Consider the following 26,460-nt stretch of genomic DNA (forward strand, 5'->3'; position numbering starts at 1 on the left):
GGCAGGCTACATGTTCGGATAGACCGGTCCCTCTCCGCCCTGCGGGACCGTCCAGTTTATGTTCTGGTTCGGGTCCTTGATGTCGCAGGTCTTGCAGTGGACACAGTTCTGCGCATTGATCTGGAAGCGTACGCTGTCACCCGGCTTGCGCTCGGCATCGGCAGGTACGGTATTACCGTCAGCATCGATCCACTCGTAAACTCCCGCCGGGCAATAGCGGGACGACAAGCCTGCATATTCAACGTATTCCGACGATTTCTGAAGGTCCATGTCCCTGACCTTGAGGTGAACCGGCTGGTCTTCCTCGTGGTTGGTATTGGACAGGAACACCGACGAAAGCCGGTCGAAAGTCAGCACGCCATCCGGCTTCGGATAGGCTATCGGCTTGAAATTCGAGGCCTTCCTCGTCGCCGCATGATCCGGCTTGCCGTGTTTCAGCGTTCCGAGCGGCGACCAACCGCCAGTCAGCTGGTTGATCCACATGTCGATGCCGCCAATGGCAACGCCGAGCGCCGTACCGAAGCGCGACCACAACGGCTTGACGTTGCGCACCCGCTTCAGGTCCCTGCCTATCTCGCTGCCGCGCCATTCCTGCTCGTAGGCATCGAGCGAGTCGTCGTTCGCCCTGCCCGCCGCGATCGCCTCCGCGACCTTGTCGGCGGCGAGAATGCCGGACAGAACCGCGTTGTGTGATCCCTTGATGCGAGGCACGTTGACGAATCCGGCAGAACAACCGATCAGCGCGCCGCCCGGGAAGGAAACCTTCGGCACAGACTGCCAGCCGCCCTCGGTGATTGCACGCGCGCCATATGCGATGCGCTTGCCGCCCTCGAAGGTATCGCGGATCGCCGGGTGGGTCTTGAAGCGCTGGAACTCCTCGAAGGGATACAGATAGGGGTTTTCGTAGTTCAGGTGGACCACGAAGCCCACCGCGACGAGGTTGTCCTCGAGATGATAGAGGAACGATCCGCCGCCCGTCTTCATGTCAAGCGGCCAGCCGAAGGTGTGCTGCACCAGTCCCTGGCGGTGGTTTTCCGGCCGGACCTCCCACAGCTCCTTGATGCCGATGCCGAATTTCGGATAGTCGCTCTCGGCGTCGAGCTTGAAGTGGGCGATAAGTTCCTTGGCGAGCGATCCGCGCACGCCCTCGCCGATCAGCGTGTACTTGCCGTGCAGTTCCATGCCGCGGGCGAACATCGGGCCCGGCGTGCCGTCCTTCTGAATGCCCATGTCGCCGGTGGCCACGCCCTTGACCGAACCATCCTCGTTGTAGAGCACTTCCGCCGCCGCAAAGCCGGGATATATCTCGACGCCCAATGCCTCCGCCCTCGCCGCAAGCCAGCGACACACATTGCCCAACGAGACAATGTAGTTGCCGTGGTTGTTCATCAGCGGCGGCATCAGGAAATTCGGCAGGCGGATCGCCCCGGCCGGCCCCAGAAACAGGAACCGGTCTTCCTTCACCTCTGTCTTGAACGGATGATCGGGATCGTCGCGCCAGTCGGGAATAAGCCTGTCGATGCCAACCGGATCGACCACAGCTCCGGAGAGAATATGCGCGCCGACCTCGGCCCCCTTCTCGAGAACCACAACGGACAGATCCGCATTCAACTGCTTCAGACGGATCGCTGCGGCGAGACCGGCCGGCCCCGCGCCGACGATCACCACATCAAATTCCATGCTTTCGCGGGGTTCATTCATCGGATTTCCGGCTCCGTTGTCGTCGCTCATACTGTTTCTCCGTCTCGGCACAGTCGAAAGGTCGCTATCCTGCCCGGCACAAAACTGCAATCGGCGCCGACTGTATCCTGCAAAATCCCGTTCGCAAGCATGCAAAGCGCCGCTCCAAAGGACACTTTATTGACTTGGACGTAAACGTAAATCAATCGCGCAGCATCTACACCGGCGAAATAGCGGCATGCGTCACCGGGCTTGGGGGATTGTCGGTTCCGCGACCATCATTTCCTTTCACCCAACGTCCTGTCACGGTCCGGAATCGATCAGAGGCAAGCCCTCCAGCCCTGACGCAGTGCCCGGTCCGGTCCCTTGGGAACTCGGGAGTTCCAAGACTGCACAGCTGTTCCGGCGATCGAGGCAACATGGCGGAACAGCGGTGACTGCCGCAATGTTCGCCGTAACCGGGTTCGAACCTGCCCGGTGATGAGCGTCACGTCATGAACCCGCATCCGAGCGAATTCCGGGGCGTGATCACCGGTCCGATGCGGCAGGGGTCTTTTTCGTCCCGCCGATCCGCACTTTGCAGCTTTATGAATGCTTGAAGCCTGTCGGCGCGTCTGCGAAAGGTGGAGAATGGCAATTGCAACCGAGATGTCACGGGGCGAACTGGAAAGCCTGCTGCGCTTCTACGCGGAGAGCGGGCTGGACTTCCCGTTGGAAGACGAAGCGCCAAACCGATTTGCGGCAGAAACCGCCACCGCTCCCACGAATTCGCAGGAGTCCCCTGCCCGACCTCCCGCCGCCAAGCCGGAGCGGCTGCCTGCAATGCCGGACGCAGAAGCCGTGGCGCTCGCAAAACAGTTGGCCCGGGCAGCCGAAAGCCTGGACGACCTGCGCAAGGCAGTGGAATCCTTCGATGGCTGCAACCTCAAGCTGACGGCTCGGTCAACCATATTCGAGGGCGGTCGGCGCGGCGCACCCATGATGATTATCCAGGACGCGCCGGGCCGCGACGACGATGCCTCGGGAGAAGCCCTCACCGGTCCGGAAGGACAACTGTTCGACCGCATGCTGGCAGCCATTGGCCGCTCCCGGGACGACTGCTACATGGGGTTCGTCGTTCCGTGGCGCGTCCCCGGCAACGCCGTGCCGTCACCGCTGCAGGCCTCCATCTGCCGCCCGTTCATCGAGCGCCAGATCGAGCTGGCTCGCCCGGACTTTGCTGTCCTGCTGGGCAATGGTGCCACCAAGATACTGCTGGACACGCGGGAGAACATCCTCCAACTTCGCGGGCGTTGGCAGGAACTCCGCACCGAAAGCGGCCATGCATTGCCGGTCATTGCCACGCTGCAACCGCGCTTCCTGCTCGATCAGCCAGCACAAAAGCGCTACGCTTGGACCGACTTGCTGCAAATCCGCGACCGTCTCGGCACGACAAAAAAAGACGCCTGACGGCGTTTTCAAGTCAGCTTTCGTCGCCAATATTTCATGCGCTTGCCATCCATTCGCGCTAGGCGGAGCCTGCCCGAACGGAACCCTGCCATGATTCATCTATTGCTGCCCATTTCGGGACTGCTCGCCTCGACTTTCCTGCTGCTTGCAGGCAACGGTCTAGCAGGCGTCCTGCTGCCGGTTCGCGCCGCGCTGGAGGGCTGGAGCCCGATCGTCATCGGCTGGATCGGTTTCGGTTACGCCCTCTCCTTCACGGTGGGCTGCATCGTCGTGCCGCGCATGGTGCTGCGCGTCGGTCATGTCCGTGTCTACGCGGTGCTCGCCGCAATCCTCGCCATATCGGCACTTCTGCACGCACTGGCCGTTCATCCCGTTGCCTGGGTCATCTCGCGCGGCATCGGCGGCTTCGCCCTGTCCGGCACATACATGATCGTCGAAAGCTGGCTCAACGAAAGGACCAGCAACGAAGACCGGGGCACGGTCTTTTCCGTCTACATGATGATCACGATGGTGGGCTTCATGTCCGGGCAGTTCCTGCTCATAGCGGCCGATCCGTCATCGACGACACTCTTCATGGTATCGGCACTGCTGTTCGCGGCCGCGGTCATTCCGACGGGACTCTCCAACGCCTCCTCGCCGCAGCCGCTGAACCAGGTTTCGCTCGACCTGCGCAAGCTGTTCGCGAACTCGCCGCTCGCCTTCGTCGGTGTCGCCATTGCCGGCCTCACCTTCGGCGCCTACAACTTCCAGGCTCCGGTCTATCTGCAACTGTCCGGAATGAGTGAAGCTCAGATCGCGTCGACGATGGCTCTGGTCATGATCGGCGGAATGGTGTTCCAGTTCCCGCTTGGCCGGGTTTCCGACCGCACGGACCGCCGCATAGTGATCGCTGCAGCCTCGTTTGCCGGCGTGGTGCTCTCCGCCATTCTCGCGGCCATCGGCGACAATTCCTTCGCAATCCTGTTAGCGATGATGTTCCTGTTCGGGGGCATATTGATGCCACTGTATTCGCTGGTCGCGGCCCACGCCAACGACCACGCGGCCCCGGACGAGTTCGTCGAGATATCGTCGGGCCTGCTCGTGGTCTATGGCGTCGGATCGATGGCCGGACCGGTAATCGGCGGCGCGTTCATGAACATCCTCGGGCCGGACGGCTTCTTCGTGATGACGGGTGTCTGTTATCTCTTGTTCGGCATCTACGCCGCCTGGCGCATCACGCGGCGGGATGCGGTTCCGCAGGAAGAGATGACCGACTTCTCCTACGCCCCGCCGGTTTCGCCAACCCAGACGCCCGAAGTCCTGCAACTCGATCCGCGTTCCGACGAGCAGTCCGGCTGAGCCGCTCAACCCTGCGGCGTGACGCTTCGTCTTGCCACGCCGCGCCGTTCGAGACCGAGACGGTGCTCGCGATAGATGATGAAGATGCCGGACGCGGTGACAATTGCCGAGCCGATTATCGTCGCCCAGCCGGGAACCTCGGCAAAGACATAGTAACCGATCCCGATACCCAGCAGCACGGAAGTGTATTCGAACGGTGCGATCGTCGACACATCGGCATGGCGGTAGCTCTGAGTGAGCAGTATTTGCCCGAGACCACCGCAGAACCCGGACAGGATCAGCGATACGGTCTGCTCCAGATCGAGCGACTGCCAGCCGAACGGTATGGTCGCAATCGCAAAGACCGATGCCGTCACGGAAAAGTACAGCACGATCGTCGCGGTCTTTTCCGTCACCAGAAGGCGGCGCACAAGGACCATTGCAAGGCCCGCTATGCAAGCGGAGATGAAGGTGGCCGCGACCCCCAATGCCTCGGCGCTGCCAAAAGCGCCCTCGCCGCGAAACAGCTGCAGCTTCGGCCAGGAAATGACCAGAACGCCGAGAAGGCCGACGATGACAGCACCCCAGCGATAGCGGCGTACGACCTCACCAAGGAGAACCGCCCCGAAGATTACGGTTACGAGCGGGCGGGCGTAACCTATGGCAATGGCATCCGGCAACGGAAGCCGGGTCAGACCATAGAAGCCGAGCGCCATCGACGAAACACCGACTAGACCGCGCGCAACATGGCCAAGCGGGCGCTCCGTGCGCCAGGCACCTGAAAGCTCGCCGACCACGAACAAATAGGCGCAGATCGGCAATATGGCGAAGAAGGACCGGAAGAACACGATCTGGCCGGCCGGCACCTGGCCGGCATACTTGATCGCGGTCGCCATGCCCATGAAGGCAACGACCGATCCGACCTTCAGGCCGATGCCCAGCAGGGGACGCGATTCGGTTTCGGTCAGGGTTTCGGAAGACATGATGCCCGTGCCTAGCGCCAAATCGCCTCGGATGGAAGAAGCAAGCCTGCCCCCGCGCAGCGGCGCGACCTCCATTGGCGCGCCGCGCACCGCGATTGCAAAATCGAAAGCCACGACCACGTCGCTAGCCGGAGGATGTTGCTCAGGAAGGACCCGGCATCGCGAAACACGTGAAAAAGGCGCCATTCCGGGACATTTTTAAACTTGGATTAAGATTGACGGCATTATTCCTCAATTGTTGCGTAACGCACGGTTCCCAGACCTCTTTACGGGCGATCTTGGGAGGGGTGCCCAGCCCCATGACAGGTGTCACCGCCCGCCCATCCCGCGGGGGCGTCACCGGGCGCGAGATGTGCTCGCGCTCTACCGGGAATGTCCATAGTCTCGAATCCCGCGAAGGCGGGATCGAAAATTGCGCATCGGTACGGAGCAAACGATGACCAACGCAAACAGGGAGGCCTGCTCGGAGCAGGACGTGGACGGGCGCCTCGAATTCCTCGGCATTGACGAAACGAGCCGCGAATACATCCGCAAGGCAAAACCCATCGTCGAACGGGAACTGCCGATAGCCCTCGACCGTTTCTACAACAAGGTGCGCAACACGCCGGAAGTCCGGAAGTTCTTCTCCTCGGACGATCACATGAACGGCGCCAAGAACGCGCAGGTCGGACACTGGAGCGCGATCACCACCGGCCGGTTCGACCAGGAATACACCCGCCGCGTCCGCACCATCGGCGACACGCATGCGCGGATCGGCCTCGAACCGCGGTGGTACATCGGCGGATACAGCCTGATCCTGGAACAGCTCGTCGATGCCGTTCTCAAGGAGTTCTGGCCGGAAGGCCGACTGTTTTCCGGCAGGAAATCCGGTCAGGAGGAAGCGGCGCGTGTCATTTCCGCCCTCATCAAGGCGGTCATGCTGGACATGGATTTCTCGATCTCGGTCTACATGGACCGCGGCAGGGAAATGCAGCAGAAGATCAGGGAGGAAGCCGTCCGGACGATGGAAACGACGGTCTCCACCCTCACCAAGGCGGTGGAACGGCTGGCTGAAAAGGATCTCTCCTACCGTATCGAAGAGGACCTTCCGGAGGGATATGCGGGGCTCAAGGACGATTTCAATCGCGCCCTCGATTCCCTGTCCGAAACGATCGGCAACATCCTGAGATCCGCCGAAACGATCCAGCTTGGCTCCGACGAGATCAGGTCGGCGGCCGACGACCTGTCGCGGCGCGCCGAGCAGCAGGCGGCGGCAGTCGAGGAAACCGCGGCGGCAGTCGAGGAAATCACCGCCACCGTCAAGTCCTCCACCGAACGCGCCGAAACAGCGGGCCAGCTGGTTTCGCGCACCCGCAGGAACGCCGAACAGTCCGGCGACGTGGTGCGCAAGGCCGTCGAGGCAATGGACCGCATCTCCAAGTCCTCGGAGGACATCTCGCGCATCATCGGCGTGATCGACGAGATCGCCTTCCAGACCAACCTGCTGGCACTCAATGCCGGCGTGGAAGCAGCGCGCGCCGGCGATGCCGGCAAGGGCTTTGCCGTCGTCGCCCAGGAAGTCCGCGAGCTGGCCCAGCGCTCCGCCGCCGCGGCCAAGGAGATCAAGCAGCTGATCACCACCTCCGGCGAGGAGGTCAAGAACGGCGTGTCGCTGGTCGACGAGACCGGAAGGGCGCTGGAGACCATCGTCACGGAAGTCCAAGAGATCGCCTCCAATGTCGAGGCAATCATCGACTCGGCGCGCGAGCAGACGAGCGGCCTGCAGGAGATCAATACCTCGGTGTATTCCGTCGACTCCAGCACGCAGCAGAACGCGGCGATGTCCGAGGAGATGACGGCAAGCAGCCACTCGCTGGGACAGGAGGTGGCCGCGATCAACTCCATGCTGCGCGAATTCCGCATCGGCATGTCGCAGACACTCAACGCCCCGGCAGCAAGGGAACCGAAGGCGCCGGCGGCGCCGAAGCCCCAGGCGCCCCGCGCCGCCGCACCGAAACCGGTCACGGAAGACACGCCCGCCCGGCCGCGGCCCTCGCCCGCCCGCGCACTCGGCGGCCAGGTCGCCAAGGCCTTCGGCGCAAGCACGAACGCCGCCGAGGACTGGGAAGAGTTCTAGACACCGAAACGCCGCGGCGCATGGTTCACGCCTGCGCCGCGGCAAATGCCCGACCGGCGCAAGGCAAACAACGACAGCCCGCGCGCGGCATCGACCGCCCCCGCGTCCCTCACCGAAGCGGTCCGTTTTCCCCTCACGATCCACCTGCGGCAAATCCGGCGTAGGTAAGTTGCATCTTACATAATTCGTTAACGAAGCACACATACCATTCCGGGTGTGCGATGAACGACGCATGCCCTCGGCTCCATGGGGCGCTCGGGAGGAGCATCAGGCTCCGACAACCAAAAAGACGACCGGCGATGCACATGCATCGCCGCATACCGGCGGCCGCCACGCCTGCCGGAACGGGAGCGCGTGCCAAGACGGTTCGCGATGAATGGACATCGCGACGGTGCGAGTACAGAAAGGGCTTTTCACGATGACAGCACCCGCTGCAAGGGACGCCATTGCCGATCAGGATATCCCGGTCCGTCTTTCGTTCCTGGGCATCACCGATACCGACCGCGAAAACCTCCGAAAGACAAGATCCATAGTCGAACGGGAACTGCCGATTGCACTCGATCGTTTCTACGAAGTAGTCAGGAACACTCCCGAAACGGCCCGGTTCTTCCGATCCGACGACCACATGAACGGCGCGAAGCAAGCGCAGATCGGGCATTGGGGCGCGATCTCGACGGGCAGTTTCGACGAGGACTACGTCCAGCGCGTCCGCAGGATCGGCGCCGTCCATGCCCGGATCGGCCTCGAACCGCGCTGGTACATCGGCGGCTACGGGCGGATCGTCGAGCAACTGGTTCGCGGCGTGCTGAAGGATCACTGGCCGGCGGGCGGCGGCATGTTCGGCAGGAATAGCGGCCGGAGTTCGGCCGATGAAACCGCGGATGTGCTCGTCAGCCTTCTCAAGGCGGTGTTGCTGGACATGGATCTGTCGATCTCCGTCTATCTCGACCACGCGGAGGAAGCCAAGAAGCAGGCGCAGGAAGCAGCCATCGACTCCGAACGCAAGCGTGTCGTGGACACCTTCGGCGAGGCGATGGAGCACATCGCGGCAAAGGATCTCACCCACCGGATCACGGAAAACCTTCCCGACGCCTACACGGCACTCAAGGAAGACTTCAATTCCGCTCTTTCGCAGTTCGGCGAAACGATCGGGAGCATACTGGAATCGGCGGAGACGATCCGGTCGGGATCGAACGAGATCAAGGCGGCAGCCGACGACCTGTCGCGACGCGCCGAACAGCAGGCGGCGGCAGTCGAGGAAACCGCGGCGGCAGTCGAGGAGATCACCGCCACCGTCAAGTCCTCCACCGACCGCGCCGAAATCGTCGGCCAACTGGTCTCGCGCACCCGCAAGAACGCAGAACAGTCCGGCAACGTGGTGCGCAAGGCCGTCGAGGCAATGGACCGCATCTCCAAGTCCTCTGAGGACATCTCCCGCATCATCGGCGTGATCGACGAGATCGCCTTCCAGACCAACCTGCTGGCGCTCAATGCCGGCGTGGAAGCGGCGCGCGCCGGCGATGCCGGCAAGGGCTTTGCCGTCGTCGCCCAGGAGGTCCGCGAGCTGGCCCAGCGCTCCGCCGCCGCGGCAAAGGAGATCAAGCAGCTGATCACCACCTCCGGCGAGGAGGTCAGGAACGGCGTATCGCTGGTCGACGAGACCGGAAAGGCGCTGGACGGCATCGTCTCGGAAGTCAAGGAGATCGCCGACAACGTGGATGCGATCACCGCGTCCGCCCGCGAACAATCCACCGGTCTCCAGGAGATCAACACGGCGGTCACCTCGGTCGATGCGAGCACGCAGCAGAACGCGGCGATGTCCGAGGAACTGACGGCGAGCAGCCACTCGCTCGAACACGAAGTGGCCGCCATCAATTCCATGCTGCGCGAGTTCCGAACCGGAGCAGCCAGAATAGCGGACGTTCCGGCAGCGACGGAGCGGGAAATGCGGGAAACACCCGAGGCACGGAACGCGCCGCAGCCGGTCACGGAAGACACGTCCGCCCGGCCGACGCCCTCGCCCGCCCGTGCACTCGGCGGCAAGATTGCCGAGGCATTCGGCGTCGGAACGAATGCCGCCGAGGGCTGGGAGGAATTCTGAGCCGCAGGAAGAACGACAGCCGAAGAGAGGAAGCGCCCCCGCCAGAGCGGGGGCTTTCCCTTTTCGGGTGCCGACCTTGCAGCCCGCCTGCCGCGCGCGGGATCGCCACCGCGTCTCATGGAAACGCGGGCGCTCGAGCACAGACATGCGCCGGACACCCTCACGACGTGTTCCAGGCGTCGAGTGCCAGTGCGTGGCATTCCTTGAGCACCTCCCCGATTTCGGTCCTTGGTCGCCTTCGCCAGCCCGGAGGCAGACCGGGGCGGAAGGGGCGGAAGCGCCACGGCGTCGGTCTCCGCACGGTATCCGGCGTCACGCCGTCGATTTTGCCCGCGTCCGCCGCCTGGATGCACCCGATGGCCCGCTCGAAACGGGCCTTCCAGCGAGCGAGGCGGGCGGCCTGTCCGTCGAGATCGTCCAGCGCAAGGGCCAGTGCCCGGATGCGGCGCGACAGTCCGCGAGCATCCACCAGCTCGTCGGGATCGCGGTCCGGGCCGGGCCAGTCGCCGCCGTCCTCGTCGTATTCCACGAATACGTGGCCAAACGGGCCTTCCAGCCCGGTCACGTCGAACAGGAAGGGCGTGTAGCGCTTCCACGGGTCGAAGAGTTGGAAGCACGGGCGGTCGCGGTAGAGGTCGAGCAATTCCGCGTCGGACGGTGCTGCGTCCGGCTCCCTGTCCGGAGCGGTGCCCGTACGCCCCCCATCGCTGCCGTTCGGCAGCCCGCGGCGTTCCGGGCCGAGCGTCACGTCCCGTTCCAGCTTGCAGGCGGCCATGACGATCAGTCGCCGGGCGGCGAACTCGGCGGGGCGCAGGACCGACAGGATGCAGGCGCGAAGCCCGCGCGGCAGGAAGACGAGCGAGCGTCCGGTCCTGATCCCCGCCAAGAGGAACAGCCGCGCGACGATCCGCAAGAGATCGTCCAGGTTGCGCTCCACCGCCCGTTTCCAGTCGAAATCCATGACCCTCTCCGTCGTCACGGAAAGAAGGGTACGGGAGGGCCGGATGCGGTGGACAAGTTTTCGCGGAAATGCCGGAATTCCGGGCAAGAGGGGCGCGATTCATCCAACGGGGGCAAGACAGGCCGCAGGTATCGCGCGGGCGTCACCGAAGCGGGCGCACGGCCCCGGCGATCAGCGCGCCTCGCTGTCGAGCCAGATCGTCACCGGCCCGTCATTGACCAGCTCGACCTTCATGTCCGCGCCGAAGATGCCGTTGGCAACGGCGACGCCATGTGCCCTCACCTGCTCCGAGAAATGCTCGTAGAGCCGCTTTCCCTCTTCCGGTGCGGCGGCGGTCGAGAAGCCGGGTCGGTTGCCCTTCGTCTCGGCGGCCAGCGTGAACTGGCTGACGACCAGCGCCGCGCCGCCCGTATCGAGAAGCGACCGGTTCATGCGGCCCTCCGTGTCGGGGAAGATGCGCAGATTGACGACCTTGCGCGCCAGCCATTCCGACTGGGCCTCTGCATCGCCCCGCATGGCGCAGACGAGGACCAGCAGGCCCTCGCCGATCTCCCCGGCCACCTCGCCATCGACCGTGACGCTGGCCCGCGAAACGCGTTGAACGAGCGCGCGCATGAACTTTCCCCTAGCCGTTCAGCGCTTCCCAGACCTTCTGCGGCGTCGCCGGCATGTCGATGTGGCCGACGCCCCTTGCGCGCCACAGCGCGTCGGTGACGGCATTCATGACCGCCGGCGTCGCGCCGATGGTTGCCGCCTCGCCGGCGCCCTTTATGCCCAGCGCGTTGGTTGTCGAGGGCACGTTCCGCGTCTCGAACTCGAAGAACGGGAAATAATCGGCGCGCGGCATGTTGTAGTCCATGAAGGTGGCGGTGAGAAGCTGGCCGGACTCGTCATAGACGGCGTTCTCGTAGAGCGCCTGGCCGATACCCTGCACCACGCCGCCATGCACCTGGCCGCCCAGCAGCAGCGGATTCACCGTCATGCCGTAGTCGTCCACGATGGAATAGCGCACCACCTCGGTGACGCCGGTCAGGGGATCGATCTCGACCTCGCAGATATGGCAGCCATTGGGATAGGTCGCCTCGTTCTGGGTGAACTCGCCCATCGCCTTCAGCTCGGCCGCGTCGGGCGCGTTCCTGGCAATGTCGGCAAAGGAGATCTTGCGGTCCGTTCCGGCGACCACCGCCTCGCCGTCGACAAGCTCGATGTCGTCGGCGGAAGCCTCCAGCTCGTCGGCGGCCAGTTTCCTGATCTTCTTCGCCAGTTCCTCGCCGGCATAGAAGGCCGAGACGCCGCCCAGCGGGATGGAGCGCGAACCGCCGGTGCCGCCGCCCGTCGGAATGCGGTCGGAATCGCCCTGGATGACGGTGACCTTGTCGATGTCGAGACCGAGCGTCTCGGCCACGAACTGGGCATAGGCCGTGGCATGGCCCTGCCCGTTGGACTGGGTGCCGATATCCATGGTGACGGTGCCGTCTTCGAGAAGCTGCACGTAAGCCGGCTCGGAACCGGCAAAGGCGCAGGCCTCGATATAGTAGGACATGCCGATGCCGCGGATCTTTCCCCTTGCCTTCGATTCCTCGAGCCGCTTCTCGAAACCGGCCCAGTCGGCCTTCTCCATGGCGCGCTCCATGCAGGCCTCGAACTCGCCGACATCGTAGGTGCGGCCGCCCTGGGTGGTGTAGGGCATCTGCTCCGGGCGGATGAAGTTGCGGCGGCGTATCTCCTCGCGCGGAAGGCCGAGATCGCGCGCGCAGGCATCCACCAGCTTCTCGATCAGGAAAGCCGCCTCGGGCCGGCCCGCGCCGCGATAGGCATCGACCGGCGCCGTGTTGGTAAAGACGCCGGTGAGATGGAAGTCGAGCACCGGAATGTCGTAGACGCCCGTCGCCATGGCCGCGCCGAACCACGGAATGGCGACGCCGAACTGGTGGGTATAGGCGCCCATGTCGGCAACCAGCCGGATGCGCAGGGCGAGGAACCGCCCCTCCCCGTCCATCGCCATCTCGGCATGAACGGTGTTGTCGCGTCCATGGGCATCGACAAGGAAGTGCTCGGTGCGGTCGCCGACCCAGCGAACCGGGCGGCCGAGGCGCTTCGCCGCCTCGAGCACGAGCGGATATTCGCGATAGACGAAGCTCTTCGGCCCGAAGCCGCCGCCGACATCCGGCGTGATGACATGCAGGTCGATCCCGCCGCCGAAGACGCCGTCGCGGATGATGTCGCGCTGGCCGTGCACGCCCTGCGAGCCGCAGGTGAGCGTGAAGCGGTTGGCCTCGGCATCATATTCGCCGATTGCCGCACGCGTCTCCATGTAGTTGGCGACGAGCCGGTTCTGGATGAAGTCGATCTTCGTCACGTGGGCCGCCGAGGCGAAAACCTCCTCCGCCTTTTCGGCGTCGCCGTGGGTGTTGACGAAGGCGACGTTGGAGCCGGCCTCGGGCCAGACCAGCGGCGCGCCCTCTTCAAGCGCGGCGGTCATGGAGGTGACGGCATCCTCGGAATCGTAGTCGATCCCGATCAGCTCGGCCGCGTCACGCGCCTGGTCCAGCGTCTCGGCCACCACGAACGCGACGGCATCGCCGACATGGCGCACACGGTCCTTCGCCAGGACGGGAATCGGCCGGTAGGGTGCCTTCTTCCCGTCGGGGCCCGGCCGCATGCCCATGGCGGTCAGGGTTCCGAGATGGGAAATGTCCTCGGCCGTCAGGACCAGATGGACGCCGGGGGCGGCCCTCGCCTCGTCGAGCGAGCCGATCCGGAACGTTCCGTTGGCCACGGGCGAGCGGACGACAAAGCCTTCCAGCATGCCCGGCTTGCGGATGTCGGAGGTGTAGCAGCCCTTGCCGCGCAGGAAGGCATCATCCTCCTTGCGGCGGAGCGAGGCCCCGACAAGCGACTTTGCACCGAATTTGGGGGGAGCGACATTCATCTTGATTTCAATCCCTTGATCCGCCATGTCGGTTGTTGTGCGGTTGCGAAACCGGTCGGCTTCGTCTCCGCGAACATATTGCATGCGGCCCCAATGTCGAGCGTCAAGGTCGCCATGCGTGCAATTTACGTCCCCCGGCGCCCGGGGATGCCCAGCCGAAAAGCAGGAAAGAGCCATGCGTACCGAAACCGGAACCGTCATTCGCCTCGAAGACTACCGGCCGAGCGATTACCTGATCGACACGACCGATCTCGCCTTCACGCTCGAGCCCGAAGCGACGACGGTACGCGCGAAGCTCTCGGTGCGCCGCCGCGCGGGCGTCGCCCCGGACACGCCGCTGGTGCTCGACGGCGACGAGCTGACGCTTGCCGGCCTCAAGGTAAACGGTGAAACGCCGGCGGAGAACGGCTACACCGCCTCTCCCGACCGGCTCGTCATCGGCGACGTGCCGGCCGACGAGACCTTCACCGTGGAGATCGAGACGCGGCTGAACCCGTCCGCCAACAAGCAGTTGATGGGGCTCTACCGCTCGAACGGCACCTATTGCACCCAGTGCGAGGCGGAAGGGTTCCGCCGCATCACCTACTTCCTCGACCGTCCGGACGTGCTGTCGGTCTACACGGTGCGCATCGAGGCACGCACCGAGGACGCGCCGCTGCTGCTCTCCAACGGCAACCGGACCGAATCCGGCAGGCTGGAAAACGGCTGGCACTATGCCGTGTGGCACGACCCCTTCCCCAAGCCGTCCTACCTGTTCGCGCTGGTTGCCGGCAATCTCGGCGTGGTGCGCGACACGTTCACCACGATGAGCGGCCGCGAGGTGGCGCTGGAGATCTATGTCGAGCACGGCAAGGAGCCGCGCGCGGCCTACGCGATGGACGCGCTGAAGCGCTCGATGAAATGGGACGAGGAGACGTTCGGCCGCGAATACGACCTCGACATCTTCATGATCGTCGCCGTGTCGGACTTCAACATGGGGGCCATGGAGAACAAGGGCCTCAACATCTTCAACGACAAGTACGTGCTGGCCGACGAGCGGACAGCGACCGATGCCGACTACGCCAATATCGAGGCGATCATCGCGCACGAGTATTTCCACAACTGGACAGGCAACAGAATCACTTGCCGCGACTGGTTCCAGCTGTGCCTGAAGGAAGGGCTGACGGTTTTCCGCGACCACGAGTTCTCCGCCGACATGCGTTCGCGCACCGTCAAGCGCATCGCCGAGGTGAAGCTGCTGAAGGCCCACCAGTTCCCCGAGGACGCAGGACCGCTGGCCCACCCGGTGCGGCCGCGGCGCTATTCCGAGATCAACAACTTCTACACAGCCACCGTCTACGAAAAGGGATCGGAGGTCGTGCGCATGATCCGCACGATCCTCGGCGAGGACGGGTTCCGCAAGGGCCTCGATCTCTATTTCGAGCGGCACGACGGCGAGGCCGCGACGATCGAGCAGTTCATCAAGGCCTTCGAGGACGCGACCGGCGCGGATCTCGCGCAATTCGCGCTGTGGTACGACCAGCCCGGCACGCCGAACCTGACCGTCTCCTCGCACCACGACGCCGGCCCGAAGCGCTTCACGATGACCATCGAGCAGCGGCTGACGCCGCCGATCGAGGGCGCGCCGCACGCGCCGATGCACATCCCCGTGAAATTCGGACTGGTCTCGGCCGGTTCCGGCGACATGGAATGGACGGCGGTCTCCGGCGCCGAGGTGACGGGCGACGTCATCCACCTGCGCGAGCCGAAGCACACCGTCGTCTTCGAGGGGATCAACGAACGCCCCGTCGCCTCGCTGCTGCGCGGCTTCTCCGCGCCGGTGACGCTGTTCCCCGAGGCGGAGGACGCCGACCTTGCCTTCCTCGCCCGCAACGATCCGGACGAATACGGCCGCTGGCAGGCCCTGTCGACGCTGGTGACGCGGCAGATGAAGCAGGCCGCCGCCCGGTCCGCGGACGAGCGCGGCGAGGTCTTCGACGAGGAAACCTGCGCGATCTTCATGGACATCGCCGCCGACGATTCCTACGAGCACGCATACCGGGCACTGTGCCTGACGATGCCGGGTGAGAACGACATCGCGCGCGAGATCGGCAACGATATCGACCCCGACACCATCCACGCGGTACACCGCGCCGCCTCGCGACAGCTCGGACGGTTCGGCGAGCGCATCTTCGCACGGCTGTTCCACGGGCTGGAGCCCGCCGGTTCCTACTCGCCCGACGCGGCAAGCGCCGGCCGCCGCGCCCTTCGCAACATCGCTCTGTCCTATCTCTGCCACGGCAGCCAGGACACCGCCCTCGCCGCGAAGGCCTTCGCGCAGGCCGACAACATGACCGACCGGGCGCACGCGCTCACCCTGCTGGTCCATCTCTCGCCGCGCACCGACGAGACAATCGACGCGCTGAAGGCGTTCCAGGACGAGTTCCGCAACGAGCCGATCGTCATGGACAAGTGGTTCACGATCCAGGCGACCGCGCCGGGCGCCGAAACCCTCGAGACCGTCAAGGCGCTGACCGGCCAGACCGGGTTCTCCTGGGACAACCCGAACCGGGTGCGGGCGCTGATCGGCGCCTTCTCGGCCGGCAACCCGACCGGCTTCAACCGGCCGGACGGCGAAGGCTACCAGTTCCTGTGCCAGGCGATCGGGCGGCTGGACGGCGCCAACCCGCAGGTGGCCGCGCGACTGATGACGGCGATGCGGTCGTGGAAGAATCTGGAACCGGGCCGCCGCGAAATGGCGCGCAAGGCGATGGAAGGGCTTTCCGCGCGGCCGCGGCTCTCGCGCGACGTGCGCGACATCCTCGACCGGACGCTGGCATGACCCCTCCCCGGCCCGCAAAACCGGGCCGTGGATGCCGTAATGGAAAATTTACCGGCGCGCGGGGTGGACAGCCCGAATCAGTTTTGATTCATTATGGGTGATTCGGGAGTGCGGTAGCCGGATCATGTTTCTTAATATTCGGTTTCAAGAAGGCCCTTCCAGGAGGGCCGGAGCGGACGCCGCGTGCGCCGGGGGAATGGATTTTGTCTGTTGCGGGGTTGGATAACGCCACATCTGTTGCCATGACGGGCCACGCCCGTTTCCTGGCCAGCCCCGCCTATTCCCGCCTCACCGCCATCGAGCCGTTCCTGAAGCGGTCCATCCCGGTCCTGATCACCGTGTTTCTCGCCGTGGTGTTCACGGCGCGCGCCATGGCGCTGATGACCGACCGGGTCGAGATCGAGCACAACGGCCGGCTGTTCCTCTCCCTGATCTCGGAAACCGCGAAGACCGCACTGGAGACGTCGCGGCGAACGGGCCTGGAACCGAAGAGCGGCGCGCAGTTCGAGCAGCTCCTGTTCCGCGCCCTGCCCGAGGAAGCCACCTATGGCGGGCGGTTCCTCGTCGTCACCGACGACAGCGGGCGGGTCATCGGACAGCGCGGCGCCCGGGGCGAACTGGTCGGCTCCAACCTCCAGGCGAAGCTGACGGGCGCGCAGGCGCTGTTCCTGTTCGGCTCCGGCGCGGGCGTGCAGCAGGTGACGCTGGACGGCGAACCGCACATGGCCGCCGCGGTGAAGACCGGCGACGGCAACGCCGTGATCGCGGTGCTGCAATCGCAGAGCGACATGTTCGCGCCCTGGCGCAAGCGGCTCTCGCTCAACGTGACCCTGTTCGTCGCCTCCTCCTCGCTGCTCATCATCCTGCTCTACGCCTATTTCGGCCAGGCGGCACGGGCGCAGGAAGCCGACGAGACCTATTGCGAGACGCAGAAGCGCGTCGATCTCGCCTTGACCCGCGGCCATTGCGGCCTGTGGGACTGGGACCTCGCCCGCGGACGCATCTACTGGTCGTGCTCGATGTTCGAGATGCTCGGCTACCAGGCCAGCGACGACATCCTTTCCTTCGGCGAGGTGCGCCAGCTCATCCATCCGGACGACATCGACCTCTTCGACCTCGCCAAGCGCGCCGCCGCACAGGAAATCCGCCGCGTCGACCAGCTGTTCCGCATGCGTCACGCCGACGGTCACTACCGCTGGATGCGCATCCGTACCGAGCTGGTGGAAAAGGGCGGCACCGGCGTGCACCTGATCGGCATCGCCGTCGACGTGACCGACCACGCACGGCTGGCCGAGGAAAACGCGCTGGCAAACGAGAACCTGCGCGCGGCCATCGAGAGCACGTCGGAATCCTTCGCCCTGTGGGACGCCGACGACCGGCTGGTGATGTGCAACACCAAGTTCCAGGAATACAACGGCCTGCCGCCGGAAGCGGTCAAGCCGGGCACCCCGCGCGAGACCATCAACGCGATGATGCGCGCACCGATCAGCGAGAAACGCATCCCGAGCCCGAAGAACCATGACGGCGCACAGACCTTCGAGCGCCAGATCGCGGACGGGCGCTGGCTCCAGGTCAACGAACGCCGCACGTCTAGCGGCGGCATGATCTCCGTCGGCTCCGACATCACGCAGCTGAAGCTGCACCAGGAGCGGCTGATGGAAAGCGAGCGCCGGCTCATGGCGACGATCCACGACCTGTCGCTGGCGCGCAAGGCATCGCTGCAGAAGGCCGGCGAGCTGGAAGAGCTGAATGCGAAATATCTCGAGGCGCGCGACAAGGCAGAGGCCGCAAACCGGGCGAAATCGGGCTTCCTCGCCAACATGTCGCATGAGTTGCGTACCCCGCTCAACGCCATCATCGGCTTCTCGGAAATCCTGCAATCCGGCATGTTCGGCCCGCTCGGCTCGGACCGCTACAAGGAGTATGTCAGCGACATTCACGCCTCCGGCACGTTCCTGCTCGGTGTCATCAACGACATTCTCGACATGTCCAAGATCGAGGCCGGCCGGGTGGAACTGGAGCGCGAGGAACTCGACCTGGCGCCGCTGATCGACGAGACACTGCAGATGGTGTCGATCCAGGCGGAGGAGAAGAACGTCGCCATCGAACAGTCGATCGACGACACAATACGCATCTTCGCCGACCGGCGGGCAATGAAGCAGGTAACGCTCAACCTGCTGTCGAACGCGGTGAAGTTCACCGGCGAAGGCGGCCGTATCCGCATACGCGCCAAGACCGTGCGCGGCGCGGTCCAGGTCTCCATCGAGGATACGGGTTGCGGCATACCGCCATCGGCGCTGAAGCGGCTCGGACGGCCATTCGAGCAGGTGCAGAACCAGCTGACGCGCAGCCATTCCGGCTCCGGCCTCGGACTCGCCATCGCCAGGTCGCTGACCGAACTCCACGGCGGGACGCTCAAGATCCGCTCCAAGCCGAATGTCGGCACGATCGTCGCGATCCGCATTCCCTGCAACGGCGGTCCCGCCGACGGGGACTGCCAGGAGACGGCAGGCGCGAAAAGAAAAGACGGGCCGGAAGAACCGGCCCGCCAGGAAGAGAAACTCCAGATAGGCGACGCGGCCTAGTTCCGTCCGGAGCGGTGGTGACGGAAGTCCCGGTCGCCGCCGCGGCGCGGACCGTCCCCGCGCAGAGAACGCATCTCGTCTTCCTCGATCTCGCCGGACTCATCGACATCGAGCCGCGCGAACATCTCGTTGCGATGGTTTTCAATCTCGGCGACGGAAACCTTGCCGTCATTGTCGGTGTCGAAACGCTCGATCATGCGCTCGGCGCGACGGCGCAGCATCTCGCGCTCCATCCGGGCCGCCAGCTCCTCGGCATCGATGTTGCCGTCGCCATCCGCATCGGCGTCGGCGAAGGGAAGCGGCGAAACGGCGGCGAATTCCTCGAGCGTCACGGTTCCGGAATTGTCCTTGTCCGCGCGCTGAAACATCAGCCCGGGGCCATCGCCGCGCATGTTCTGCCCGTAATGCTGGCGCTCGCCGCGCATCTTGCCGCGCGGGCCGCCATCGGCATAGGCGCTAGCCACCGCCGTGGCCGAAACTGCAATACCGGTAATGATAATCGCGATCTTCGAAGTCGTTTTCATGTCTGTCGTCCTTTGCATCGTTCGTCACCCCGATGCGGAGGCATTCCAAACCGCGCTTCCCTCACGGTCAGGAACGGGGATCCCCAAGAACGGCGCGGAATATCTCCGACACCCTCTCCTCGGTCTCCACAATATGTGCCTGCATGGTTTCCAGATCCGGAAACCCGCCGGCGGCACAAAGGCGATCGACAAGTCCTTTCGGCGCGGTCTTCGGATCGAAATCCCTTTCCGTGCACAGGCGGACCATCTGCATGATCGCCGAGTAGTCCGCGAATGCCCCGGCGAGTATCTCTCTCTCGTTCTCGCCAATCGGAGCGTCGTTGGACAGCCTCAAGATATGCGCGGCGTCGCGCCCATTCAAATTACCATTTGGTAAGCCGGACAGAACGAGAAATTGCGCAATGAAATCAACGTCCATGAGCCCGCCGGAGACCAGCTTGACATCCCAGGGACCGCGGGCCGGCTTTTCCTTCAGCAGGCGCCTGCGCATGGAAACGATGTCCTCCTTCAGCTTCGCGGGATCGCGCGGCAGCGCCAGAACCGCGCGCAGCTCCGCCTCGGTCCGCTCGCGCAGTTCCGGATCCCCGGCGACGGTTCGGGCGCGGCAGAGCGCCTGGTGTTCCCAGGTCCACGCGTCATTGCGCTGATACCTGGAAAAGCCGCGGAAGGTGGTGGCGAGCGGCCCCTTGTTGCCTGAGGGCCGCAGACGGAAATCGACCTCGTAGAGCACGCCCTCGGCGGTCGGCGCCGTCAGCGCGGAGATCAGGCGCTGGGTCAGGCGCATGAAATAGGTCGGCGCAGGCAGGGGCTTGGGGCCGTCGCTCTCGTCCGTCTCCTCGGCCACGTCGTAGAGAAGGATCAGGTCGAGATCGCTGCCGGCGGTCATCTCGCGCGATCCGAGACGGCCCAGCCCGATCACGCAGACCTGCGCACCCTCTATCGTGCCGTGCTTCTCTGCCAGTTCCGCGCGAGCCGCGTCGAGCGCGTATTCGACGATCAGCTCGGCAAGGTCGGCGAAGGCGCGGCCGGCCTCCATGGCCTCGATGTTGCCGGTGAGCAGGCGCACGCCGATGAGAAAGCGCTGCTCCGCCGCAAAGATGCGAAGGCGGTCGAGAACTTCCTCGTAAGCCCTTGCCTCGCCGATGAAATCGTCGAGCCGCGTCCTCTGCTCGTCCTTGCCCGGCGCGCCGGAGAAGAAGGCAGGATCGAGAATGCCGTCGAATACGAGGGGCTTGGCCGTGATGATGCCGCCGAGACGCGGCGCAGCCGACAGGATCAGCGCCATCAGGTTGATGAGGCGCGGGTTGGACTGGAGCATGGAAAAGAGCTGGATGCCGGCAGGAAGGCCAGAAAGGAAGCGGTCGAAGCCCATGACGGCCTCGTCGGCCTGGCCGCTCTCGGCGAATAAACGCAGCAGAAGCGGCGTGATCTCCGTCAGGCGCGCGCGGGCGCGCTCCGACTGCAGGGCGCGATAGCGGCCCATGTGCCACTGGCTGACCACGCGCCAGATGTCGTTCGGCCGCTTGTAGCCCATGCGCGACAGGGTCTCGACCGTGCCGGGATCGGGATCGTCGCCGGTGAAGGCCAGGTTGCCCTCGACGCCGAGATCCGGCTCGTGCTCGAACAGGTCGGCATAGTGGGTCTCGACCTCGCGAAGCGTATCGAGGAACTCCGCGCGAAACGCGTCGCCATCGGCGAAACCGAGCAGGCGCCCGACGCGCTCGATGCCCTCGGCATCCGCCGGCAGCTTGTGGGTCTGCTCGTCGCCGATCATCTGGATGGCGTGCTCGACGCGGCGCAGGAAGCGATAGCAGCGCGATAGCGTCCCGGCGGCCTCCTGCTCGATCGAGCCGTGATCGGCGAGCGCATGGAGCATGGCGACGGTGCCGCGGCCCCGCAATTCCGGCACCCTGCCCCCGAAAATGAGCTGCTGGGTCTGCACGAAGAACTCGATCTCGCGGATGCCGCCGCGCCCGAGCTTCACGTTGTGGCCCTCGATGGCAATGGCCCCGTGGCCCTTGTGAGCATGGATCTGGCGCTTGATGGAGTGGATGTCGGCGATGGAGGCGTAGTCGAGATGCTTGCGCCAGATGAAGGGCCGCAACTCGTACAGGAAGCGCTCGCCGGCCCCGATGTCGCCGGCCGCGGCCCTGGCCTTGATCATGGCGGCGCGCTCCCAGTTCTGGCCGCGCGCCTCGTAATAGAGAAGCGCCGCCTCGACGGGAATGGCGAGCGGCGTGGAACCGGGGTCCGGGCGCAGGCGCAGGTCGGTGCGGAAGACGTAACCGTCGCCCGTACGCTCCTGCATGATGCGGACGAGACGGCGCGTCATGCGTATCACGGTCTCGCCGATCGCGTCGCGATCCGGCCAGCGCAGCCCGGCGGGCTCCGGGTCGAACAGCGCGATCAGGTCTATGTCGGAGGAATAGTTGAGCTCGCGGGCGCCAAGCTTGCCCATGGCAAGGAAAAACCAGCCGCAGCCCCTCTCCGGCTCGGCCGGATCGGACAGTTCCAGCTTTCCGGCATTGTGGGCGTCGCGCAGGATCCATGCCGCGGCGGCGCCCAGCGAGGTCTCGGCAAAACGCGACAGCCAGCCGGTCGTTTCCTCGACGTCGATGGCACCCGCGAGATCGGCAAGCGCGATCAGCAGGTGCAGCGCCGCCTTCTCGCGGCGCAGCGCGGTCATCAGCTCGGCCTCGGAGCCGGCGAAGCCCTCGCCGTGGCGCATGGCCTCGGTGCGCGAAAGGATCGCGTCCAGCTTCGCCGAAACAGGTTCGTCGAACAGGCCTTCCAGAAGACCCGCCTGGCGCTCGATCTGGTGGGAAAGGAAATGAGAATGCGCCATGACGGCGACGAGAAAGCCGGCAAGCGGGCCGCCTTCCCCGACCAGCCGCGCCAACCGCGCGGCGCCGGCGTTCTCGGCAGCGGCAAGAAGCGTGGTGCGTGCCTTTTCGGCGGCCCCGGCATCGCCCGCGTGAAGCGTCCGTGCCGGCCTGCCGAACCAGAGCGTTCCGTCTTCAGCCATGTCCCCTCCGCGAAACTGCGAGTCCGATCAGCGGGTTGGACGGAACAGCCGCCAAACCGATTCAACCTGCCAACTACGGTCTAAGGCTTCGCGGCGGGGAATGACAAGACGACTTTCAGGCCGGGATGCGCGTCCTCCAGCGACAACTCGCCGCCATGCAGGCCCATGATCGCGGCGACGAGGCTCAGTCCGAGACCGGATCCGGGCTTGCTGCGGCTCTCGTCGAGGCGCACGAAACGGCCCTTGACGCGCTCCCTGTCGCCCTCGGGAATGCCCGGCCCCTGGTCCGCGACCGAAAGCCGGATCTTGCCCGCCGCCTCGTCGCGGGATGCGGACAGGACGATGCGCCCGTCGGGCACGGAACCGTACTTGATGGCATTGTCGATCAGGTTGGTGACGGCCTGGCCGATCAGTTCGCGCTTACCGGCGATCGGCAGCGGCCCCTCGACCTCGTTGACCAGCGTCATGCCCGCATCCTCGACCAGCGGCTCGTAGAGCTCGGCCACCTCGGCGGCGATGGCCGCAAGGTCGATATCGTCAAGCTTCTGCTTCGAGAAACCGGCCTCGACCCGGCTGATCAGCAACAGGGCGTTGAACACCTTGATGAGCTGGTCGGCCTCGACGATCATGTCCTCCAGCACGGCGCGGTAGTCGGTGTCGTCCGGATTGCCGGCGAGCGCGGCCTCGGCGCGGTTGCGCAGCCGCGTGAGCGGCGTCTTCAGGTCGTGGGCGATCGAATCCGACACGTCGCGAAGCCCGTCATTCAGCTTCGATATCTTCTCGATCATCGAGTTGAGGCTCTCGGACAGGCGGTCGAACTCGTCATTGGCGCCCGATACGGGAAGCCGGCCGGAAAGATCGCCGGCAACGATGCGCGCGCTCGCCGCCGACACCCTGTCGATGCGATGAAGCGCCCGGCGGCCGACGAAGAACCAGATCAGGAAACCGCCGGCGGCCATGAAGGCCAGCGCGGTGATCAGCGCTCGGCGGACAAGCTCGCGGAAACGCTGCGGCTCGCCGAGATCGCGGCCGACGAGAATGCGCATGCCGGAATCGACAACGATGACGCGGGCAAGCGCGCGGGGCGCATTCTCCGGGTCCTCGATGACGCCGACATCGTCGCCGAAACGGGCATAGGCGAAGGGACGCTCAGTCCATCCCTCGGTGTCGATCACGCCCGGTTCCAGCGCGATGACGTTTCCGGTGAGAATGCGGCCGGTGTTGTCCGCGATCATGTAGAGATTGGCGCCCGGGCGGCGCGAGCGCCGGTCGATGGCGAGGACCAGCGCGCGCAGGCCGTTGCGCTGGTAGATGCCGTCGAGATCGCGCAGCTCGGCGCTGACGGATTTCTGCGTCTCGGCCATCATCAGGCGGGCCGCCGACCCGGTCATGTAGAAAACGAGAAAGACGGCGCAGGCGGTGAACAGCACCAGGTAGAGCGCCGACAGCCGCGCCGCCGTGGTGTTGAATGCGGAAAGGAGCTTCTTCATGATGCGCCGTCAGTCACGCATCATGTAGCCGGCACCGCGGACCGTGTGCAGAAGCGGCTTGTCGAAGCCCTTCTCGATCTTGGACCGCAGGCGCGAGATGTGCACGTCGATGACATTGGTCTGCGGGTCGAAGTGGTAGTCCCACACGTTCTCCAGCAGCATGGTGCGGGTGACGACCTGGCCGGCATGGCGCATCAGGTATTCGAGCAGGCGGTACTCGCGCGGCTGAAGCGGGATCACCTGGCCGGCGCGCTTGACCTCGTGGGACAGGCGGTTGAGCACGAGGTCGCCGACCTGGTAGCGGGTCTCCTGCTCGGCGCCGCTCTGGCGCCGCAGCAGCACCTCCAGGCGGGCCAGCAGCTCGGAAAAGGCATAGGGCTTGGTCAGGTAGTCGTCGCCGCCGGCGCGAAGCCCGGTCACGCGGTCGTCCACCTCGCCCAGCGCCGACAGCACCAGGGCCGGTGTCATGTCGCCCGCGGCACGCAGCGCCGAGATCACGGACAGGCCGTCACGCTTGGGCAACATGCGATCGACGACGAGCGCATCGTAGGTGCCGGACTCGGCCATGCTGTAGCCGTCGTCGCCGTTGTGGGCGACGTCCGCGCTATGGCCGGCCTCCTCCATCGCCTTCTTCAGGTAGGCGGCGGCCTCCATATCGTCTTCAATGACAAGGACTTTCATGGCTTCGCTTATCGCGCGGCACGCCCGGAATTAAAAGACGTCCGCCAAGGGAAATATGGCGGCGACAGGTTGAGGGGGAAGACCTGTCGCCGCCTTCTTTGTCCGCCCGGGGGGTGACATGGTTATCCGGGCAGGCAAACTCGGGATCAGCCCTGGTCTATCGGCAGTGCGACGAACCGGCTGGCATCACCGCGCTCGACCAGTATCAGGGCGGCCTTGCGACCGGCCTCTGCCACGTCGTCGAGCGCCTTCTCGATATCCTCGGCCGAGGCAACTGCCTCGTTGTTGACCTCGATCACCTTGTCGCCGACGCGGATGCCGGCGTCGGCGGCGGCACTGTCCGGGTCCACGCCCGTGACCACAACACCGTCGCCATCATCGGCGGGCATGACGTTCAGGCCGAAATCCGCCAGCGCCGTTTCCGCGGTGCGGCCGGGCGCCGAGCGCGCCGATGCGACCTGGTCGTTGCCCGGTAATTCGCCGAGTTCCACGGTCACCGAGCGTTCGCGCCCGCGGCGCAGGTAGGTGATCTCGACCTTGGAGCCGGGATCGTAGCTGGCGATGACCCGGGCCAGCTCGCGCGCGTCGCTCACTTCCCTGCCATCGACGGCCGTTATTATGTCGCCGGCGCGGATCCCGGCCTTGTCGGCCGGCGCACCCTCCGCGGGGTCGGCGACCAGCGCGCCGCGCGCCTCGTCGAGGCCGAGGGACTCGGCAATCTCGGCCGTTACCGGCTGGATCGACACGCCGAGCCAGCCGCGCTCGACAGTGCCGTCCTCCATCAGTTCGGCGACGACATCCTTGGCAACGGATGCGGGAACCGCGAAGGCGATGCCAACATTGCCGCCCGAGGGCGTGAAGATCGCGGTGTTCACGCCGACGACCTCTCCGTTGAGGTTGAAGGTCGGACCGCCGGAATTGCCGCGGTTCACTGCGGCATCGATCTGGATGAAGTCGTCATAGGGACCGGCGCCAATGTCGCGACCGCGGGCCGAGACGATGCCGGCGGTGACGGTGCCGCCGAGCCCGAAGGGATTGCCGACGGCAACCACCCAGTCGCCGACCCGCACCCTGGAGTCGTCGGCGAAGGCGACATAGGTGAACTTGCGATCGTCATCGACCTTGAGGACGGCCAGGTCGGTACGCGGATCGGTGCCGACCAGTTCCGCCTCGAGCTCGGTACCGTCATCCGTAACGATGGTGAATTCGGTGCCGCCCTCCACCACGTGATTGTTCGTCACGAGGTAGCCATCCTCCGAGATGAAGAAGCCGGAACCCTGCGCGACAGGGCGTGCCCGGTTGCGGCGCTGCGAACGCCGATTGTTGAAACCGTCGGGATTGCGGAACTGCGGGCCGAACTCCTCGAAGAACCGGCGCAAGGGATGATTGCGCGGCAGGTCCTCGAAACCGCGGCCATCAAAGGGGCCGAGATCGGAAACGGCGGGCTGGATGTCGGATTTCACGCGAACCGAAACGACGGCCGGCGACACCTTTTCGATAATGTCCGCGAAACCGGGAGCGTTGGCCTGCGTCTCGACGCGAACGGCTTCGGCATTGGCGGGCGCCGTGACGGCGCCGGAGAACCCGGCAATGCCCACGCCGAGCACGGTCGACGCGACAAGCGCGGCGGCCAGCTTCCTGGCGACAGAGCTACGGAAAGTGGGCTTGGAAGTGGTCATGAGTCCATGTCCTCGATTATCAAGCTGCTGGCCGGTCGTCGCCGGCCTCGGACACAGATATAGGCAACCGAAACTTACGTGCCGCTTTCCGCTACATGAAATTTTCGTAAGGTTCG

General features: G+C 65.1%; 16 protein-coding genes. 6 read left to right on the forward strand and 10 right to left on the reverse strand.

All coding sequences use genetic code 11. The features are described from left to right. Nucleotides 1-6 precede the first annotated feature (6 nt). Nucleotides 7-1,701, reverse strand: coding sequence for an electron transfer flavoprotein-ubiquinone oxidoreductase (locus HTY61_RS09140; protein ID WP_175278494.1), 1,695 nt, complete (start codon nucleotides 1,699-1,701; stop codon nucleotides 7-9). Between the two features lie 609 nt (nucleotides 1,702-2,310). Here HTY61_RS09140 and HTY61_RS09145 point away from each other — a divergent pair. Further along, nucleotides 2,311-3,129: a uracil-DNA glycosylase gene (locus HTY61_RS09145; protein ID WP_246272980.1), complete on the forward strand. Its 819-nt coding sequence runs from the start codon at nucleotides 2,311-2,313 to the stop codon at nucleotides 3,127-3,129. Between the two features lie 90 nt (nucleotides 3,130-3,219). After that, a complete protein-coding gene (locus tag HTY61_RS09150; RefSeq protein ID WP_175276494.1) occupies nucleotides 3,220-4,467 on the forward strand; it encodes an MFS transporter in 1,248 nt (415 codons plus the stop codon). 5 nt (nucleotides 4,468-4,472) lie between these two features. Here the strand turns inward: HTY61_RS09150 and HTY61_RS09155 are convergent, their stop codons facing one another. Further along, nucleotides 4,473-5,414: a DMT family transporter gene (locus HTY61_RS09155; protein ID WP_175278496.1), complete on the reverse strand. Its 942-nt coding sequence runs from the start codon at nucleotides 5,412-5,414 to the stop codon at nucleotides 4,473-4,475. 451 nt (nucleotides 5,415-5,865) lie between these two features. Here HTY61_RS09155 and HTY61_RS19600 point away from each other — a divergent pair, with 451 nt between their 5' ends. After that, nucleotides 5,866-7,545, forward strand: a complete 1,680-nt coding sequence (locus HTY61_RS19600; RefSeq protein WP_175276495.1) for a methyl-accepting chemotaxis protein — start codon at nucleotides 5,866-5,868, stop codon at nucleotides 7,543-7,545. A 418-nt stretch (nucleotides 7,546-7,963) separates the two neighbouring features. Continuing rightward, the gene (locus tag HTY61_RS09165) at nucleotides 7,964-9,646 is read left to right on the forward strand and encodes a globin-coupled sensor protein (protein ID WP_175276496.1); all 1,683 of its coding nucleotides are present in this window, start codon (nucleotides 7,964-7,966) and stop codon (nucleotides 9,644-9,646) included. A gap of 160 nt (nucleotides 9,647-9,806) precedes the next feature. On the opposite strand, the gene HTY61_RS09170 is transcribed toward HTY61_RS09165, so the two are convergent. The 3 genes from HTY61_RS09170 to HTY61_RS09180 all read right to left on the reverse strand — a co-directional run bounded on the left by HTY61_RS09170 (nucleotide 9,807) and on the right by HTY61_RS09180 (nucleotide 13,539). Next, on the reverse strand, nucleotides 9,807-10,607 hold the full coding sequence (locus tag HTY61_RS09170; RefSeq protein WP_175276497.1) for a hypothetical protein: 801 nt from the start codon (nucleotides 10,605-10,607) through the stop codon (nucleotides 9,807-9,809). Between the two features lie 171 nt (nucleotides 10,608-10,778). Next, the gene (gene dtd / locus HTY61_RS09175) at nucleotides 10,779-11,222 is read right to left on the reverse strand and encodes a D-aminoacyl-tRNA deacylase (protein ID WP_175276498.1); all 444 of its coding nucleotides are present in this window, start codon (nucleotides 11,220-11,222) and stop codon (nucleotides 10,779-10,781) included. 10 nt (nucleotides 11,223-11,232) lie between these two features. Then, nucleotides 11,233-13,539: a xanthine dehydrogenase family protein molybdopterin-binding subunit gene (locus HTY61_RS09180; protein ID WP_175276499.1), complete on the reverse strand. Its 2,307-nt coding sequence runs from the start codon at nucleotides 13,537-13,539 to the stop codon at nucleotides 11,233-11,235. A 175-nt stretch (nucleotides 13,540-13,714) separates the two neighbouring features. Here HTY61_RS09180 and pepN point away from each other — a divergent pair, with 175 nt between their 5' ends. Together pepN and HTY61_RS09190 are read left to right on the forward strand one after the other, a co-directional pair. Next, a complete protein-coding gene (gene pepN, locus HTY61_RS09185) occupies nucleotides 13,715-16,360 on the forward strand; it encodes an aminopeptidase N (protein ID WP_175276500.1) in 2,646 nt (881 codons plus the stop codon). A gap of 242 nt (nucleotides 16,361-16,602) precedes the next feature. Further along, nucleotides 16,603-18,945 (forward strand): PAS domain-containing sensor histidine kinase, encoded by a 2,343-nt coding sequence (locus HTY61_RS09190; protein ID WP_175276501.1) that lies wholly within the window; start codon nucleotides 16,603-16,605, stop codon nucleotides 18,943-18,945. Here the strand turns inward: HTY61_RS09190 and HTY61_RS09195 are convergent. The 5 genes from HTY61_RS09195 to HTY61_RS09215 all read right to left on the reverse strand — a co-directional run bounded on the left by HTY61_RS09195 (nucleotide 18,942) and on the right by HTY61_RS09215 (nucleotide 26,344). Beyond that, on the reverse strand, nucleotides 18,942-19,469 hold the full coding sequence (locus tag HTY61_RS09195; protein WP_175276502.1) for an EF-hand domain-containing protein: 528 nt from the start codon (nucleotides 19,467-19,469) through the stop codon (nucleotides 18,942-18,944). The genes HTY61_RS09190 and HTY61_RS09195 overlap by 4 nt on opposite strands. A gap of 67 nt (nucleotides 19,470-19,536) precedes the next feature. After that, nucleotides 19,537-22,494, reverse strand: a complete 2,958-nt coding sequence (locus tag HTY61_RS09200) for a bifunctional [glutamine synthetase] adenylyltransferase/[glutamine synthetase]-adenylyl-L-tyrosine phosphorylase (RefSeq protein WP_175276503.1) — start codon at nucleotides 22,492-22,494, stop codon at nucleotides 19,537-19,539. An 80-nt stretch (nucleotides 22,495-22,574) separates the two neighbouring features. Then, nucleotides 22,575-23,984, reverse strand: a complete 1,410-nt coding sequence (locus HTY61_RS09205; RefSeq protein ID WP_175276504.1) for a HAMP domain-containing sensor histidine kinase — start codon at nucleotides 23,982-23,984, stop codon at nucleotides 22,575-22,577. 9 nt (nucleotides 23,985-23,993) lie between these two features. Then, nucleotides 23,994-24,665 (reverse strand): response regulator transcription factor, encoded by a 672-nt coding sequence (locus HTY61_RS09210; protein WP_175276505.1) that lies wholly within the window; start codon nucleotides 24,663-24,665, stop codon nucleotides 23,994-23,996. 146 nt (nucleotides 24,666-24,811) lie between these two features. Further along, entirely contained in the window at nucleotides 24,812-26,344 is a 1,533-nt protein-coding gene (locus tag HTY61_RS09215; RefSeq protein WP_175276506.1) for a Do family serine endopeptidase, read from the reverse strand. Between the last annotated feature and the right edge of the window lie 116 nt (nucleotides 26,345-26,460).

This window comes from Oricola thermophila (assembly GCF_013358405.1).
Taxonomy (GTDB): Bacteria; Pseudomonadota; Alphaproteobacteria; order Rhizobiales; family Rhizobiaceae; genus Oricola; species Oricola thermophila.